13 protein-coding genes are annotated in these 15487 nt (G+C 72.0%); 3 read left to right on the forward strand and 10 right to left on the reverse strand.

All coding sequences use genetic code 11. The features are described from left to right. Positions 1-18 precede the first annotated feature (18 nt). Both ACFPM7_RS22775 and ACFPM7_RS22780 read right to left on the reverse strand, forming a co-directional pair. Positions 19-1215, reverse strand: coding sequence for a helix-turn-helix domain-containing protein (locus ACFPM7_RS22775; protein ID WP_378249754.1), 1197 nt, complete (start codon positions 1213-1215; stop codon positions 19-21). Positions 1216-1322: 107 nt separating this feature from the next. Further along, positions 1323-1496 carry a hypothetical protein gene (locus tag ACFPM7_RS22780; RefSeq protein ID WP_378249755.1) on the reverse strand — a complete coding sequence of 58 codons (174 nt, stop codon included), beginning with the start codon at positions 1494-1496 and terminating at the stop codon, positions 1323-1325. Between the two features lie 251 nt (positions 1497-1747). Between ACFPM7_RS22780 and ACFPM7_RS22785 the strand changes: the two genes are divergently transcribed. Next, entirely contained in the window at positions 1748-2641 is an 894-nt protein-coding gene (locus ACFPM7_RS22785; RefSeq protein ID WP_378249756.1) for a hypothetical protein, read from the forward strand. Positions 2642-2692: 51 nt separating this feature from the next. Here the strand turns inward: ACFPM7_RS22785 and ACFPM7_RS22790 are convergent, their stop codons facing one another. The 6 genes from ACFPM7_RS22790 to ACFPM7_RS22815 form a co-directional block, all read right to left on the reverse strand. After that, the gene (locus ACFPM7_RS22790) at positions 2693-5878 is read right to left on the reverse strand and encodes an ATP-binding protein (RefSeq protein ID WP_378249757.1); all 3186 of its coding nucleotides are present in this window, start codon (positions 5876-5878) and stop codon (positions 2693-2695) included. Further along, positions 5875-6477, reverse strand: a complete 603-nt coding sequence (locus ACFPM7_RS22795; RefSeq protein WP_378249758.1) for a hypothetical protein — start codon at positions 6475-6477, stop codon at positions 5875-5877. Before ACFPM7_RS22795 ends, ACFPM7_RS22790 begins: the two co-directional genes overlap by 4 nt. Before the next feature lie 15 nt (positions 6478-6492). Then, the gene (locus tag ACFPM7_RS22800; RefSeq protein WP_378249759.1) at positions 6493-8094 is read right to left on the reverse strand and encodes a KGGVGR-motif variant AAA ATPase; all 1602 of its coding nucleotides are present in this window, start codon (positions 8092-8094) and stop codon (positions 6493-6495) included. A 1-nt stretch (position 8095) separates the two neighbouring features. Then, a complete protein-coding gene (locus ACFPM7_RS22805; protein ID WP_378249760.1) occupies positions 8096-8686 on the reverse strand; it encodes a TIR domain-containing protein in 591 nt (196 codons plus the stop codon). A gap of 10 nt (positions 8687-8696) precedes the next feature. Next, a complete protein-coding gene (locus ACFPM7_RS22810) occupies positions 8697-9302 on the reverse strand; it encodes a hypothetical protein (RefSeq protein ID WP_378249761.1) in 606 nt (201 codons plus the stop codon). Positions 9303-9420: 118 nt separating this feature from the next. Beyond that, on the reverse strand, positions 9421-9939 hold the full coding sequence (locus tag ACFPM7_RS22815) for an OsmC family protein (protein ID WP_378249762.1): 519 nt from the start codon (positions 9937-9939) through the stop codon (positions 9421-9423). A gap of 99 nt (positions 9940-10038) precedes the next feature. Between ACFPM7_RS22815 and ACFPM7_RS22820 the strand changes: the two genes are divergently transcribed. Beyond that, on the forward strand, positions 10039-10569 hold the full coding sequence (locus ACFPM7_RS22820; protein WP_378249763.1) for a GNAT family N-acetyltransferase: 531 nt from the start codon (positions 10039-10041) through the stop codon (positions 10567-10569). A 16-nt stretch (positions 10570-10585) separates the two neighbouring features. Here ACFPM7_RS22820 and htpG read toward each other — a convergent pair whose 3' ends face one another. Further along, positions 10586-12478, reverse strand: a complete 1893-nt coding sequence (gene htpG / locus ACFPM7_RS22825; protein ID WP_378249765.1) for a molecular chaperone HtpG — start codon at positions 12476-12478, stop codon at positions 10586-10588. A gap of 329 nt (positions 12479-12807) precedes the next feature. On the opposite strand from htpG, the gene helR reads away from it, so the two are divergent. Continuing rightward, complete coding sequence (gene helR / locus ACFPM7_RS22830) at positions 12808-14985, forward strand: RNA polymerase recycling motor ATPase HelR (RefSeq protein ID WP_378249766.1); 2178 nt, start codon at positions 12808-12810, stop codon at positions 14983-14985. Here helR and ACFPM7_RS22835 read toward each other — a convergent pair. Next, on the reverse strand, positions 14982-15473 hold the full coding sequence (locus ACFPM7_RS22835) for a helix-turn-helix domain-containing protein (RefSeq protein WP_378249767.1): 492 nt from the start codon (positions 15471-15473) through the stop codon (positions 14982-14984). The genes helR and ACFPM7_RS22835 overlap by 4 nt on opposite strands. Positions 15474-15487: the final 14 nt, after the last annotated feature.

Here is a 15487-nt window from a genome sequence, read left to right on the forward strand (position 1 = left end):
GTCGAACAGGGCTCGGTGTCAGCCGGAGCGCTTGTGGAGCACGTGCGCCAGCTCCGGGTAGACCTCGCGCACGGCGGGGTGCGCGCGCCAGCGGCCGAGGGTTCTGGACAGGTCGCGCAGGTCGGCGCGGATGGTGGCGGAGTCGACCTGCGCGGCGTGGTCCAGGGTCTCCGGCAGGGTGGCGCAGCTCTGGTCGATCTCGCCCGCCAGCGCGTGGGCCAGCGAGCGGCGGGCGCCGAAGCGGGCCAGGGTGCGCCGGGAGGAGGCGGGGACGCGGGTCAGCTCGCGGTCGAGGACCGCGGCCGACTCGGCGACCAGGCCGAGGTCGCACAGCGAGAAGCCGCGGGCCAGCTCGACCGGGTTCGGCGCGGTGGAGCCGAGGATCGGGTAGTCGCGCAGGTCCGGGGGCGCGGCGTCGATGAGGGTGAGCGCGTGGTCCATCGCGCGGTCGTGGGCGGCGCGGTCACCCGCCAAGGCGTGCCCCTGGGCCTCGCGGCGGGCGGCCATGGCGCGGGTGCGCGGGCTCGCCCGGTCGACCTGCTGGGCCCGCCGCGCCAGCTCGACGGTGCTGATCGGGTCGTGGCGGTGCATGGCGAGGCCCGCCTCCCGGACGAGGGTGTAGGCGACCGCCTCGCGGTCGCCGCCGGAGCGGGCGAGGTCGGCGGCGTGCCGGGTCCACCACAGCGCGCCGTGGTCGTCGCCCGCCTCCTGGTGCATCCAGCCGGTGTGCTCGGCGACGCGGGCGGCGAGCAGCAGCAGGCGTCCGCGCGTCGGCTCCGGGTTCTCCGCGGCGAGGGCGTGCACCGTGCGCACGTGGGCGATCAGCGGGTCGAGAACGTACGCCGGGCTGGTCTGGGCCGCCAGGGCGCGCAGGTGCTCGAACATCGTGCGCATCCCGGTGATCACCCGCTCGTCCGGCACCGGACGGGGACCGCCCGCCAGGACGACGCCCAAGGCGGTGCCCGCGGCCAGGACCTGGCGGCGGTCGAGGGTGGGGGCGCGGTCGCGAGCGGCGCGGGCGGACTCGATGAGCCGCCCGCCCGCGTCGAGGGTGCCGTCGCAGAGCCGGGCCAGCAGCTCGTTGGGCGGCTTCACGTCGTTCTCGATCTTGCTGAGGTAGCTCTTGCTGTAGTTGACCCGCTTGGCCAGCTGGCCCATCGATATCCCCGCCGCGATCCGCAGTTCGCGCAGCAGCGCGCCGAAGGAACCGGCCACGGGAGCCTCCTTGTCCGAGAACACCGAGTACACCACTCTCCGCGCGCGGGGCGCAATTGCGCGGCCGCCCGCGGAAACCCGCGGGCGGCCATTTCCGGCGAATTCCCTCAGCCGTGCCAGGGGTTGCCCTCGGTGGTCGGCTGGGTGGTGGTCGTGGGCGGCGCCTCGGGCCCGCCCTCCTCCGACGACGCGGTTCCCGCCCCGAGGCCGACCAGCACGACGCACAGGGCGACCAGCGGGGCGCCGAGCACGGCGGCGAAAGTGGACGCGTTTTTGGACATGGCGAATCCTCCAGCGGAATGGGTTTCGGTGAATGGGAGAGCGATTCGCCCTGCCCACCGATGAGGATTCAGCAGCCGGAATACGACAACAACGAGGTGACTGTTTCCCCCAGCCTGCGGTCAACGGTCAACACCACCGGAATCCACGCGCCGTCCACGTCCGGTCGACACCGCCCGCGAATGCTGCCCGCGCACCGCGGGCCGCGCCCACACCGAGGGCGGTGCCCGCCAGAGGACGAGGAGGTCCGGCAGTGACCGAAGGTGGCACCCGCGACATCGCCGTGTCGTTCGCCGAGGACCGGCGGTCCGCCGTCGGCGAGGTGGTGGAAGCGTGCAGGCAGCGCGGCCTGACCGTGCTGGAAGGACCCGACCACGTGCACGAGTGGTGGGCGCACAAGGACGAGGGCGACCTGCCCGACACCCGGGTGCGCTTCTTCGTGCCGTTCGTGTCCGATGTGGATGACTTCACGACCGCGCTGCTCGGCGCGGTCCGCGCGGGCGACGAGCACGTCCTGCCGGTGCTGGTCGGCGACGTCGCCGTGCCGACCGGCCTGCTGCACCCGCACGTGGCCTACCTGCGCACCGCCGAGCACCAGGTCGACGCCCTGGTCGATGCCCTGGTGGAACGCGTCGAGGCGGCGGAGGCGGCGGGCCGGGAACGAGCCCCGATCGCCGCCGTCGTCACCAGGGCGCGCACCGAGGCGCCCGCAGCCGGCACCCCGGCGTCGTTCAGCCGCTACGCCGAACAGGACGCCGCTCTGCGCTACCTGGGCGCCCAGTTCGCCGCCGCCGCCCCGGGCCTGGCCGCGCACGGTGTGGTCGGCACTGTGCACATCGGCGACTCCCGCATCGCGGTGCGCGTCGAGAGGGCGGGCGACGTCGTGTACGCCCTGGATGTCCAGCGCGGCGGGATCGGCGGTGACGAGACGGTGAACTTCGTCGCCGGCAGGCACGACGCGGGCAGCGCCTGCACCAGCGGCTGGGCCCGCCCCGTCCACGACCCAGCCACCGGGACCACCGCGCTGGAACTGCACGACCTGTCCCTCTTCGGCCGCGGCGAGCCCCCGCGCTCCTACAGCCGAGCGGAGCTGTTCACCGCCCTCTGGCAGCAGATCACCTCGGTCGTGCGGTCCAGCACCCGCTGACCGGTCCGCGCAGCGGCAGTGGCCCCCGCCTGGTGGCGGGGGCCACTGCCGTCAGCCCTCCCTGGCCCGGTCGATGACCTCTTCCTGGCGCAGCGGGCTGGGCGGGTGGTGGCTCAGGCACATCGGAGCGAGCATCCTCCGGAAGGCGAAGCCGTCGCCCGCCGCGTAGAAGTGGCCGCGTTCGAGCCTGCCGATGTCGCCGATGGCGCTGCCCTTCGCCCTGGCGATCTCGGTGGCGGCGGCGATCTGGGCCGGGCTGTTCAGGCGGCCGAAGAACTGCGTGGTGGCGTTCCCGGCGACCTGGTTGTGCAGGCCCTTGGGGGCCTGCGTGGCCAGCAGCAGGCCCAGGCCGTACTTGCGGGCCTGGGACGCCAGCAGGATCGTGCTCTGCGTGCTGGCCGTCCACGCCCCCGACGGCGCGATGGTCTGCGCCTCGTCCATCACCATCAGCGCGCCCAGGGGCCGGTCGGTGGCCGGGTTGCGCTTGATCCAGGCGAAGACCTCCATCTGCAGCTGGCTGACGAAGCCCTGCCGCTGCTCCTCGGTGGCCAGGCCGACGAAGTTGACCACCGAGATCCTGGCCCGCTTGCCCGGCGCGGGGGTGAGCAGCACGGCGGGGTCGGTGGCCTGCCCGGGGCCGCCGAGCAGCGGGTCGTTGACCGTCGCCGCGCGCAGCGTCTCGGCGAGGTCGGCGGCCATCTTCGTCGCGGTGCTGAGCTTGCTGACGCCGTCCGGCAGCTCGGCGAGCACGTCGATGAAGCCCGCGAGGTCCCGCTTGCCCGCGCGGGCGTAGTGGGTCAGCGCCTCGCGCAGCACCGCCCGGCCCCGCAAGGCGCCCTTGGTGGCTCCCGCCAGGCGCGCGTGCGGGATGAGCCTGGCCACCGCGGCCTCCACCGACGCGGTGAACTCGTCGGGGTCGTCGAGCACGCCCGCGAAGTCCGGCAGCGGGTTGAAGGTGAGCGGACGGCCACCCGCGCGCCCGGGTGTCCACACGACCACGTCGGCCGCGGCGAGGTAGCGCGGGGCCAGCAGGTGGTCGTCGGGCCGCCAGCCCTCCGGCGGCCACGGCCACGCGTCGCCGAGCCGGGCGAGGTCGTTGTTGGGGTCGAGGACGATCGCCGACACCCCGCACAGCGCGCACTCCTCGATGATCCGCCGCAGCAGCACCGTCTTCCCGCTGCCCGACCCGGCGAACACCACCGCGTGCTTGCGCAGCGACTCCAGCGCGATGCGCACCTCGCCGTTCATGCCGAGCACGATCTCGCTGCCCCATGCCGGGTCGTGGGGACGCGGCGCGGGCGGCCGCGGGACGTCCTCGGGCGGCACCCACACCGGGGCCGCCTGCTCAACCGCGGGCGCGACCGGGGAAGGCGCGGGGCTGACAGCGGCGGGTGGGGCCGGGTGGGGGTGGGCGGGCGGCGGGCGGGTCTCCTGGTGGCTCGCCTCCCGCCGCCCCAGGTCGGGCAGGATCTCGCGCAGGAAGGTCTTGCTGCTGGCGGGCTTGCGCGCGATGAGCCACGCCAGCAACTGGTGGGTCTGCGCCGAGAGCATCACCTTGAGCGCGCTGAAGGTGCGCAGGTCCTCGTCGGAGATCCTGACCCGGCTGCCGCCCTCCTGCTCCAGTTCGGCGACCTCGGCCTTGGTCCGGGCCCCCGTCCACCCCTTGGTGCCGTTGCGGATCAGCACCAGGCGCCGGTTTCCCGGCGCCGAGCGGGCGTCGCGCATCCGGCGCAGGACGCGGTTGCCGTGGCTGCTGGCGATGAGCCGGAACCCCCACCGCTCCTCGACGTCGAGGTCTTCGTTGACCGTGCGGCGCAGACCGGCGTGCAGCAGGCTGCCCGAGGACGGCTCGGCGACCCAGGCCATGTCGTCGTTGCCGACCTCGGTGATCCACGCCTTGAGCCCGGCCATCAGCAGCGCGGGCATGACGTCGTCCTCGTTGTGCTGCTTGAGCCCGGCCGCCGAGACCGCCGCGGCCGCGCGCAGCTCGGCGAAGCGGGCGTCGAACTCGGCGAAGTACTCCGGTTCCCGCTGCTCGGCCACCACGGTCACCGGTGGCTCAGCAGGCACCTCGTCGAAGGACGCCAGCTCTCGGATCTCCCCGTACAGACAGGATTCGGCATGCGTGTGGATGCGCTTGAGCACCTCGCGCGGCGTGCGCGGCATCCAGCTGCCGGAGAACGCCTCGGCGGCGATCGGCCAAGTCGCGTGCGGCGGGGTGAACCCCTCGCGGGTATAGACGGCGCCCAGCCAGCGCGCCACCAGCTCGCGCGCCACCTCCGGGTCCACGATCGAGCCCAGGATCGGAGTCTCCCGGAACCGGTCGGCGACGGTGTCGCTGGCGATGTTGTGCAACAGCTTCCAGGTGTTGGGCAGGCACGCCACGATCGACAGCGTGCGTCTGGTGCGCTCCCGCAGCTGCATCAGGCCATCGGCGATGAGAGCCACTTCCTGCGCCAGCTCGGCCTCGACCTCGTGGGCGTCGGTGACATCCTGACCGCGGTTGACGAGCGTGTCGAGCTGGTCGATGGCCACTACGCACGGGCCGGTCATGGCCAGCACGCGCGAGATGTCGCGCACCACCGTCATCGGCGGCTTCTCCTCGGTGCTGAGTCCCCACCGCGTGCGCTGCTCGCCCATCTCGGCCGAGCCACGCAGGTAGGCCATGCCGACCTCGGCGTGGTCGGAGGCGTAGAGCACCAGCGCGCGGATGGTGTCACCGCACTCGACCGCGACCCTGCCGTCGACCTTGCGCAGGTGCGCGCCGAACACCCGCAGGTCCTCCGCGCTCAGCACCGACTCCCCGACGACCGCGCGGGCGACCTCTGCGGGAACCTTGGCCACCGCGCAGAGCCTGCGCAGCAGCGCGGTCAGCTGCAACTCGCCGTCGTCGTCGGCCCGGCTCAGCTCGCTGCGCATGGCGTCGGCGACATCGTCCCAGAAGAGCTTGCCCGCGGTCAGCTCGATGAGGAAGAAGTAGCCGCCCTCGGCTTGCACCAGCCGCCGCACCGACCCGAGCAGGTGCGTCTTCCCCACGCCCTTCTGCCCCTGGAGCGCGAGCCCCACCGGGCTGGACCCCTTGCTGGCCTTGGCGTCGGCGATGCCCGCCCGGATGCGCGTGACGGCTTTGGCGTGCAGGCCCTCGACGTGCGTCGGGGAGGTCTGCCAGACGTCGTCGGGGGTCTCGGCGGAGTTGAACCGGACGGCGGCGAGGGCCCCGCGTAGGTGCTCGGTCATGATTCCTCGATCGCCATGAGGTGCTTCTCCTCGCTCCCCACCCGGATCGCCGCGGCGTGGTCGGCGGGCGTGAGCACCTTGCGGTTGGAGTCCGGTGCCAGGTGCGCCTCACCGGCCTTGACCAGCCGCAGCAGCACCTCGTCCACCTCGGCCTTGTCGGCGTCGAGCTTGGGGCGCAGCCGGGCAAGCCGGACCCAGTCCTGCGGCTTGACCGACAGGTCCAGGTAGGCGATGCGGATCAGGGTCTCCAGGTCGCGGGGGCTGATGACATCGAGGAGTCGAGTGCCGTTCCTGGCGATGTGCGTGACCACGATGCCGGTGATCTGGAACATCAACTTCACCAGCGGGCTGGAGCGCGGGGGCGCCTCAGGGCGCGCGCAGTCGGATTCGCACCAGGCCACGCCCTCGTCGGTGATCTCGTGGATGAAGCGCCGGTTCTCCTGCCAGGACTTGATCAGGCCCGCCTTGTTGAGCTTGTTCCGCCCGGCGGGGCGCAGGTCGATGCCGATGTCGGTCAGGTCGGGGTTGGGGACCGGCCTGCCCGCCTTCATCAGCATGATCAGTGCCGCGCGTTCGTGGCTCCCGTACTTCTCCGGCATGTCGCCGCCTCTCGGTCAGATCCGTCGTTCGATGCGGTTGAGCAGCACGTCGAGCCGGGCCCGGACGGCCGGGGGCGTGGTGACGCCGCCTCCGTGCGCCTTGCCCAGCAGTTCCAGGTCGACCGACAGGTCGTGCAGCCTGCCCAGGTCGCCGTCGTCCAGCGCGGCGGACATCCCGCGCAGCGTGTCTTCGACCAGCACCCACCGGCTCGGGTAGGGCAGGTCTTCCGGCATCCGGCGCAGCGCCGCCGCGGCGCCGAGCAGCACGTCGCGGTCGGGGTCCTCCCCCGGCTCGTGCGTGCCGGTGATGAGCCCGTGCAGCTCCAGCGCCACGCTCGCGGGCGGCGCGCCCGGCTCTAGGCGCAGGTGGCCGAGGTTGCGCAGGAAGCCGGGCAGGCGCTCGCGGTCGGTGCCCGCGGTGAGCACGCAGAACAGCTGCCGCTGACCGCCTTCGGGGGAGAGCGTGTGCCGCAGGAACCGCTCGGCCTCCGACATCTGCCAGCGGGTGACCTCCCGGTGCACGACGAGGCAGAGGTGCCGCGCCTTGTGGCGGGCCTTGTCGATCTCGGTGGGGTCGCCGGAGAAGGACGCCTCGACTTTCAGCCCGAGGACGCGCAGCTCCTCCACCAGCAGCACGGCCGAGGAGACCGCCGACCGCGGACTGGACACCACCAGGTCGACGGCGAAGTCGCGGTGCCGGGTGCGGGCGGCGGCGACGTAGGCGTCGCGGTTGTCCACCAGCAGGTCGGTGTGGTCGAACTGCTGGGCGATCACGGCGGCCACGGTCTCCAGCGCGAAGGAGATCTGGTCCGGCGACGGAACCGGCTCCTCGCGCACGGGGAGCTGCTCGCCGAAGCTCCAGTAGGAGACGTAGGGGACGGTCAGATGCCGCAGCATCTGCTCCTCGGTGGCGGTCTTGTGCATCCAGTTGCGGAACAGCGGCGCGACGACGCCCGCGCACTTGCGCTGCCACTGCTCGGCCCGCTGGTACTCGACCCGGCTGTCCAGGCGGGAGAGGATCGGCAGGACCAGATGCCGGGGGCGGTCGTAGGGAAGCCGGTCCCGCGCGATGTCGGCGAGGTGGGCGATGTCCACGACGTCGTCCAGGTTCTGGTCGTTGGCGGTGAAGACGACGACCAGGCGGTCGGGCAGGTGCGCGGTGCAGATGCCGCTGATGTCGGAGATGCCGGTGCGGCTGTCGATGAGGACGAAGTCGTAGTTGGCCACCCACCGCTCGCGGCAGCGTTCGAGGAACGTGGCGAACCCGCGCTCGTACAGCTCGGCCCAGTCGATCTCCTGCAGTCGCGTGCGGTAGCCCCGTCCGCCTTCCCCCGAGGCGAGCAAGTGCAGGACCCCGTCTCCCACGTCGACCTGCACGATGTGGTCCTTGGGCGTCTTCGCCCCCGCCAGGAAGTCCGAGGCGAGGTCCACGACCCCGCCCGAGGGTTCGGAGACCAGGCCCCGGAAGTAGTGGGTGAGACCGGGGGCTTCCAGGTCCCAGTCGATCGTCAGCACCCGGTATCCCCAGCGCGCCAGGAGGACCGCGACGTTGGTCAGGGTGAAGCTGCGCCCGACCCCGCCCTTGTAGGAGTAGAAGGTGATGACGGTGCCGGTCATGTCAGAACCTCGGCAGCGGCGGCGGGGGCAGCAGGACGGGCTCGGGTGGCTCGATGATCGGCCAGTCGGGGTCCCACGGCGGCACCTGTTTGAGCAGCTGGACGATGTCCACAGCGAGCTTGGACACCTCGCGGTGGAAGTCCACATACCCGTGGGTGGACTGGTAGACCGGGTCCGGGTTGGCGAACGGCTTGAAGTCCCACCACGAGACTTCGCGCCCCTCGTCGGGGAAGTTCTCCGAATCCGAGTAGAGGATCGAGTAGACCAGACCCTGTGGGCTGTCCACGTTGGCCAAGCCGAGCACGCGCTGCCGCTCCTTCATGCTGCGCCACTCCGCCATGCACCACGGTGACTCGAAGTAGGGAGGGGTCAGCAGCTGGAGCATGATCTTGCTGTGGCGCAGGGCGTTGCGCAGGTTCGACGGCCAGTGCACCGCACGCGGCATCGTCCGGTCGACGTACACTTTGGGTGCGGGCGCGAGCTGGTCGGCCAAGCACTCGACAAGCTTGTCGTGGAAGTGGTTGAGGAGCCACTTCTGCACGCTGCCGCGACGGGCGTAGCTGATGAAGACGTCGAACTTGTAGCCGGACACGCGGCAGATGCTAGGGAGCCGCTTCCCGCCCCGGCAGGCAGGAAACCGGACAACTGCCTGCGAAACTGGACAAAGAGCGGGCATCCGGCAGGGCACCCCGGCGCTCCCCGGTGCCGAAACCCGAGCTGAGCGGGCTGGACACCGAAGTGGACACCGGGATGCCCTGCTGTGGAAAAGGAAACCCCCGCCAGCGGAACAGTCGCAGATCGACGGCGGCGGGCGGGTGGCGGTGTCGAAGTCGATGTGGCCGTCGACGTCGGCGGTGCCGCGTATCCAGCGGTTGACCGCGCTTGTTGCCGTTCCACGCGGAGTAGGCGCCGTCGGTGATGGAGTCGCCGAGGACGACGACGTCGCCGGGGGTGCCCCGCGCGGGCAGCACGTCCACGCCGTCGAGGAAGAACCAGCGGGACGGGTCGGAGAGGAGTGTCCGGTCGGTGAAGGTGGTGCCGGTGAGCCGCTGCGGGCCGGCAGGCCACGCCCCGGTCCAGGAGGACGTGGCGGGCCCAGCACCCGCAGCGGCCGGACCGGCGCCCGCTTGACCCACCCAAGCGGCGCCGGTGACGAGTGCCGCCGCGACGGCGGCCGCGGCGACTGGTCGGAAGGTTGCGCGTGTCATCGGGAGGAACCCACGGGGACGAGGGGGCCGCTGCGACGCGGCCCATGCGGGCTCCGATCCTCACGGCCTGCCCGGCCGACAGGCAATGACCCGGTTAAGTCGCGCCCCGCCGAGCGGCTCAGGCGAGGTCGATGGAGACCGGGACGGCGGTGGCGAGCGTGTGGCCGACCGGCGAGGAGGCGGTGACCTTGGCGTGCAGGGCCTCGATCTCGGCGCGCGGCGCGGGCGAGGAGATCCCCACCTTGGCGGTGATGGAGTCGAAGCCTGCGTGCCCCTCGGCCAGGCCGAGGAAGACGCGCAGGTCGACGTCGCCTTTGAGGTCGACGGTGAGGGCGTCGAGCTGGATGCCCGCGACGGAGGCGTTGGCGGCGTAGCCGACGGCCAGGCAGTTGCCGAGCGCCGAGAGCAACTGCTCGACGGGGTTGGGCGCGGTGTCGGCGCCGCCGAGGCCCGGGGGCTCGTCGGACGGGACGGGGGCGAAGGCGCGGACCCGGGAGCTGGACTGGAACCCGCCGTTCCAGGTGACATGCGCGGCCCAGGTGGTGCCCGCCTTGGCCGGGTCGTCCTGGATCGAGGACACCAGCGCCCCCACGGCGGCCAGGTCGACGTTGTTCAGCGGGCCTGCTTCCACGGACATGCTCGGCTCCTTCGCAGGGTGCGGATCGGCCTTCAGCCTGCGTCCGAATGCCGCATTGCGGCAAGCGCTTCCACACTATGGAACGTGCATGCTGACGCGGTGTTCTCGTCAGAACGGCTGACCGTACGCCGCTTCCGCGCCGCCGACGCCCCCGCCTTCGCCGCCTACCGCTCCGAGCCAGACGTCGCCCACTACCAGAGCTGGTCCGCGCCGTTCCCCGATGCGGACGCCCGCCGCCTGGTCGCCGAGTTCGCCACCGACGACCCGCGGCAGCCCGGCTGGTTCCAGTACGCCGTGGAGCTGCGCGCCACCGGCGAGCTGGTCGGCGACGTCGCCGTCGGGCTGCACGAGAACCTGCGGCAAGCCGACCTCGGGTTCACCGTCGCCCCCGCCCACCAGCGCCGCGGCTACGCCCGCGAAGCCGTCACCGCGGTGCTCGGGCACCTCTTCACCGAGCGCGGACTGCTCCGCGTCGCCGCCGAGTGCGACGCGCGCAACACCGCCTCGGCCGCCCTGCTCGCGGCGCTGGGCTTCCGGCGGGAAGGCCTGCGCCGCGAGCACACCCTGCTCAAGGGCGAGTGGACCGACGACCTGCTCTTCGGCCTGCTCGCCCGGGAATGGCCGGGCTAGGCCGCTCCCCCACGGGCTACAGGCCGCGCCGCAGGTGCTCGGCGAGGGTACGGGCGAAGCGGGCCGGGTCCGGCAGGTCGCCGCCCTCGGCCAGCAGCGCCGAGCCGTGCAGCAGCTCGGCGACCGGGGCCAGCTCGGCGCGGTCGCGGTCCTCGGCGAGCGCGGCGCGCAGGCCGTCGACCAGCGGGTGCTGGGGGTTCAGCTCCAGGATGCGCTTGACCTGCGGCAGCTCCTGGCCCATCGCCCGGTACATCTTCTCCAGCGTGGGCGTCAGGTCGAAGGAGTCGCCGACGACGCAGGCGGGCGAGCTGGTCAGGCGGCTCGTCAGGCGCACCTCCCTGACCTGGTCGGCCAGGGTCTCGGTCAGCCAGGCCAGCAGGTCGGCGAAGTCCTTGTCGCGCTGCTCGGTGTCCGCGTCCTCCTCGGCGCCGAGGTCGACCTCGCCCTTGGCGACGGACTGGAACGCCTTGCCCTGGAACTGGGGCACCGCGCCGACCCACATCTCGTCGATCGGGTCGGTGAGGATCAGCACCTCGTAGCCCTTGGCCAGCAGCGCCTCCAGGTGCGGGGAGTTCTCCACCGCGGTGCGCGAGTCGCCGGTCATGTAGTAGATGGCGTCCTGGCCGTCGTGCATGCGCTCGACGTACTCGGCCAGGGTGGTGGCCTTCTCGGCGTCGTTGGTCGAGGCGAAGGAGCAGACGGCCAGAATCGCGTCGCGGTTGTCGGTGTCGGAGAGCAGACCCTCCTTGATCGCCGCGCCGAACTCCCGCCACAGCACCGCGTAGTTCTCCTGGCGGTCGGCGGCCATCGACTTGAAGGTGGCCAGCACCTTCTTGACCAGCCTGCGGCGCATCAGCTCGATCTGGCGGTCCTGCTGCAGGATCTCGCGGGAGACGTTGAGCGAGAGGTCGGCGGCGTCCACGACGCCCTTGACGAACCGGAGGTACTCCGGCATCAGCTCTTCGCAGTCGTCCATGATGAACACGCGCTTGACGTAGAGCTGCACGCCGCGCTTGCGCTCGCGCATGAACAGGTCCATCGGCGCCTGCGACGGGATGAACAGCAGCGCCTGGTACTCGAAGGTGCCCTCGGCCTTGAGGCTGATCGTCTCCAGCGGCTTGTTCCAGTCGTGGCTGACGTGCCGGTAGAACTCGGCGTACTCCTCCTCGGTCACCTCGCTCTGCGGCCGCGCCCACAGCGCCTTGCGCGAGTTGACGACCTCGTCCTCGGCGCTGTCCTCGCCCTCGCCGTCACCTTCGCTCGGCTTCTGGCTCACGATGGTGATGGGCCAGGTGATGAAGTCGGCGTAGCGCTTGATGATCCCGCGCAGGGTCGCGGGGTCGGCGTAGTCGGGCATCCGGTCGTCGGCGTCGGCGGGCTTGAGCTTGAGCGTCACCGAGGTGCCCTGCGGGGCGTCGGCGGCGGTGTCGATGGTGTAGGTGCCGCCGCCGTCGGACTCCCAGCGCACGCCCTCGGCCGACCTCGGGTGCCTGGTCACCAGCGTCACCTGGTCGGCCACCATGAACGTCGAGTAGAACCCGATGCCGAACTGGCCGATCAGGTCCTCCGACGAGGTCCCCTCGCGCTCCTTGAGCGCCTTGAGGAACTCCGCGGTCCCGGACTTGGCGATGGTCCCGATCAGCCCGACGACGTCCTCACGGGTCATGCCGATGCCGTTGTCGCGCACGGTCAGCGTTCGCTCGACCCGGTCGACCTCGATGGAGATCCGGGGGTTGTCGGTGTCGGCGTCGAGCTCCTTGTCCCGGAACGCCTCCAAGCGCAGCTTGTCGAGCGCGTCTGAGGAGTTGGACACCAGCTCCCGCAAGAAGGTGTCCTTGTTCGAGTACACCGAGTGGATCATCAACTGGAGCAGCTGACGCGCCTCGGACTGGAACGCGAGGGTCTCCACGGCCGTCCTTCCATCACTTTGGTCCCGAAGTCGACGGTCGACAATGCTAACGACGCCCCGCGACGCGGTCAGCCGCGGCACCGGGTCGGCGGTGCGGGCGGGCAGCGCTGTGCCGGCTGTGCCAGGTGACTGCGAACGCCGCTTCGACAACGTCGAGAACCGAGTGTCGGATGACAGGGGGATCTGCAGGAATGGAGGATCTGCGCGAACTCCTCCCACTTCACTGTATAGCGGACCCCCGGGCTTGCGGCAAGGCCCGGGTCATGCCGCAAAATCGCTGCTCGCGGCTGCTGTCAGCCGCATGACCGGGGACGAGCAGTGAGGGGATCGTGGCAGATCAGGGGTATGGCGGGGAGTTGGAAGCCGAGCGCGGGTACGTCGCCGGGCTCTACGGGCGGCTCGACGTCAAGCGGGACGAAGCGAAGCGGGCCTACCAGAAGGCGCTGGGCGATGACGGCGGGACGCCCATGGAGCGGGACTCTCGGGTCCGGGCGCTGGCCAAGCAGGTGCGGCGGCTTGACGTGGCGGACAGCGGGCTGTGCTTCGGCCGGTTGGACGAGCTGGAAGGCGGGCGTCGCTACGTCGGGCGGATCGGGCTGTTCGACGAGGAGAAGGACTACGAGCCCGCGCTGCTCGACTGGCGGGCGCCCGCCGCGCGGCCGTTCTACACCGCCACCGGGGCCAATCCGGAGGGCATGCGCGGGCGCAGGCAGTTCCACTCCCGGGGTCGGACCGTGGTCGAGTTCACCGACGAGGTGCTCGGCAGGCCCGACGGTGGCGCGGCGGGGGACGCGGCGCTGCTGGCGGCGGTGAACGCGCCCCGGGGGGAGGGGATGCGCGACATCGTCGCGACGATCCAGGCCGAGCAGGACGAGATCATCCGGCTGGACCACGCCGGGGTGCTGGTCATCGAAGGGGGACCGGGAACCGGCAAGACGGTCGTCGCGCTGCACCGGGTCGCCTACCTCATGTACACGCAGCGGGAGCGGATGGAGCGGCACGGGGTGCTCGTCGTGGGGCCGAACCCGGCGTTCCTGCACCACATCGGGCGGGTGCTTCCGTCACTGGGCGAGTCCGACGTGGTGTTCATGACCACCGGCGACCTCGTGCCGGGGCTGCACACCACCGCGGAGGACACCGACCAGGCCGCCCGCGCCAAGGGGTCGCCGGCGATCCTCGACGTGCTCGCCGCCGCCGTGGCCGACCGCCAGCGGCTGCCCGATGAGCCCATCCCGGTCGTGCTCAGGGACGTCACCCTGCGCATCGACGCCCCGACCGCCGAGTGGGCGCGGGACGAGGCGCGCGCCACCGGGCTGCCGCACAACGAGGCCCGGGGCACCTTCACCGAGATCATCACCTACGTCCTCACCGAACGCGCCATCGGTCGCATCGGCAAGGGCTGGCTGAGCAGGGAGGACCGCGACGCCTGGGAGGAGCTGCGCGCCGACCTGCTCGCCGAGCTGGCCGACGACGAGGCCTTCACCTCGGCCATCGACGCCCTCTGGCCCATCCTCACCCCGGAGACGCTGCTCGGACCGCTGCTCAGCTCCCCCGAGCGCCTCCGCGCCGCGGGCGCCGACCCGGCACTGCTGCGCGCCGACGGCACCGCGTGGACCGTCTCCGACGTGCCGCTCCTGGACGAGCTGGTCGACCTCCTCGGCAGGGACAAGGCAGCGGACAAGGCCGCCGAGGACGCCGCCGCGCGCGAGCGCCACGCCGAGGCCGAGTACGCCAAGGGCGTCATGGAGATCATCAAAACCGAGCGCATGGACATGATGGACGACGAGGACCACCTGCTCGCCGAGGACCTGATCTACGCGGAGGACCTGGCCGGGCGCTTCGAGGAGTCCGACACCCGCGACCTGGTCGAGCGCGCGTCGGCCGATCGGGACTGGACCTATCGGCACGTCGTGGTGGACGAGGCGCAGGAGCTGTCCGAGATGGACTGGCGGGTGCTGATGCGGCGCTGCCCCAACCGGTCCTTCACCGTCGTCGGCGACCTCGCCCAGCGCCGGTCCGCCGCGGGCGCCACGTCGTGGGGCGCCATGCTCGAACGGTATGTGCCCGGCCGCTGGGCCTACCGCTCGCTGACCGTCAACTACCGCACCCCCGCTGAGATCATGGCGGTGGCCGCCGCCGTCCTCGCCGAGTTCGCGCCCGACGTCGCTCCCCCGGAGTCCGTGCGCGCCTCCGGTGTGCCGCCGTGGTCCCGACAGGTCGACGGCGACCTGCTCGCCGCCGTCGCCGCGTTCACCGCCGCCGAGGCGGACCTGCCCGGCACCAGCGTCGTCATCGGCCCGCCCGAGGTGCCCGGCGCCGTCGCGGCCTCGGAGACCAAGGGCCTGGAGTACGACGCGGTGCTGGTCGTGGAGCCCGAGCGCATCCTCGCCGGCGGTCCGCGCGGCGCCGCCGAGCTCTACGTCGCCCTCACCCGCGCCACGCAGCGCCTCGGCGTCCTGCACCGCGCGGAGCTGCCCACCGCGCTGGCCGGGCTCACCGCGGTCTAGTCCCTGCGGTAGAGGCCTACCAGCACGCCGTGCTCCACCTCGCGGGCGTTCGCGGGAGGCACCTGGTCGACCACCGATTCCAGGTGCTCCCGCAGCGCCCGCGCCTGGGCGGCCGTCAGACGCACCACGCGGTGCAGGAGCAGCGTCTGGTCGTCGTCGACCGGGACCTCGTCGGCGATCGCCGCCAGCATCGCCCTCGTGGCCTCGCCGGTGTCGCCGGAGTCGAACCGGACCCGGCGGGACGTCTTCACGAAGTACCGCTCGGTGCCGCCGCGCACCGTCCGCGTCCGGTCCCTGCGCACGAGCCCCGCCCGCTCCAGCACGCCGAGGTGGTGGGCGACGTTGCCCTTGTTGGTGCGCAGCCGGTTGGCCAGCTGGCTGATGGTCGCGCCGTCGGCGCCCAGGTCGCGCCAGATCCGGTGCCGCGTCGGGTGCGCGAACGCCCGCATCTGGGCCGGGCTGCTCGCGTCCATGATCTCCTCGCTCACCGGTCAAGCGTCAA

Origin of the sequence: Actinokineospora guangxiensis (assembly GCF_042657845.1) — a bacterium.
In the GTDB taxonomy this organism is placed as follows: Bacteria; Actinomycetota; Actinomycetes; order Mycobacteriales; family Pseudonocardiaceae; genus Actinokineospora; species Actinokineospora guangxiensis.

Coding starts and splice junctions, on each gene's coding strand:
- ACFPM7_RS22810 (WP_378249761.1), bottom strand. CDS start 9,302: ATGACACGCGCAACCTTCCGACCAGTCGCCGCGGCCGCCGTCGCGGCG.
- ACFPM7_RS22780 (WP_378249755.1), bottom strand. CDS start 1,496: ATGTCCAAAAACGCGTCCACTTTCGCCGCCGTGCTCGGCGCCCCGCTG.
- ACFPM7_RS22790 (WP_378249757.1), bottom strand. CDS start 5,878: ATGACCGAGCACCTACGCGGGGCCCTCGCCGCCGTCCGGTTCAACTCC.
- ACFPM7_RS22795 (WP_378249758.1), bottom strand. CDS start 6,477: ATGCCGGAGAAGTACGGGAGCCACGAACGCGCGGCACTGATCATGCTG.
- ACFPM7_RS22800 (WP_378249759.1), bottom strand. CDS start 8,094: ATGACCGGCACCGTCATCACCTTCTACTCCTACAAGGGCGGGGTCGGG.
- ACFPM7_RS22815 (WP_378249762.1), bottom strand. CDS start 9,939: ATGTCCGTGGAAGCAGGCCCGCTGAACAACGTCGACCTGGCCGCCGTG.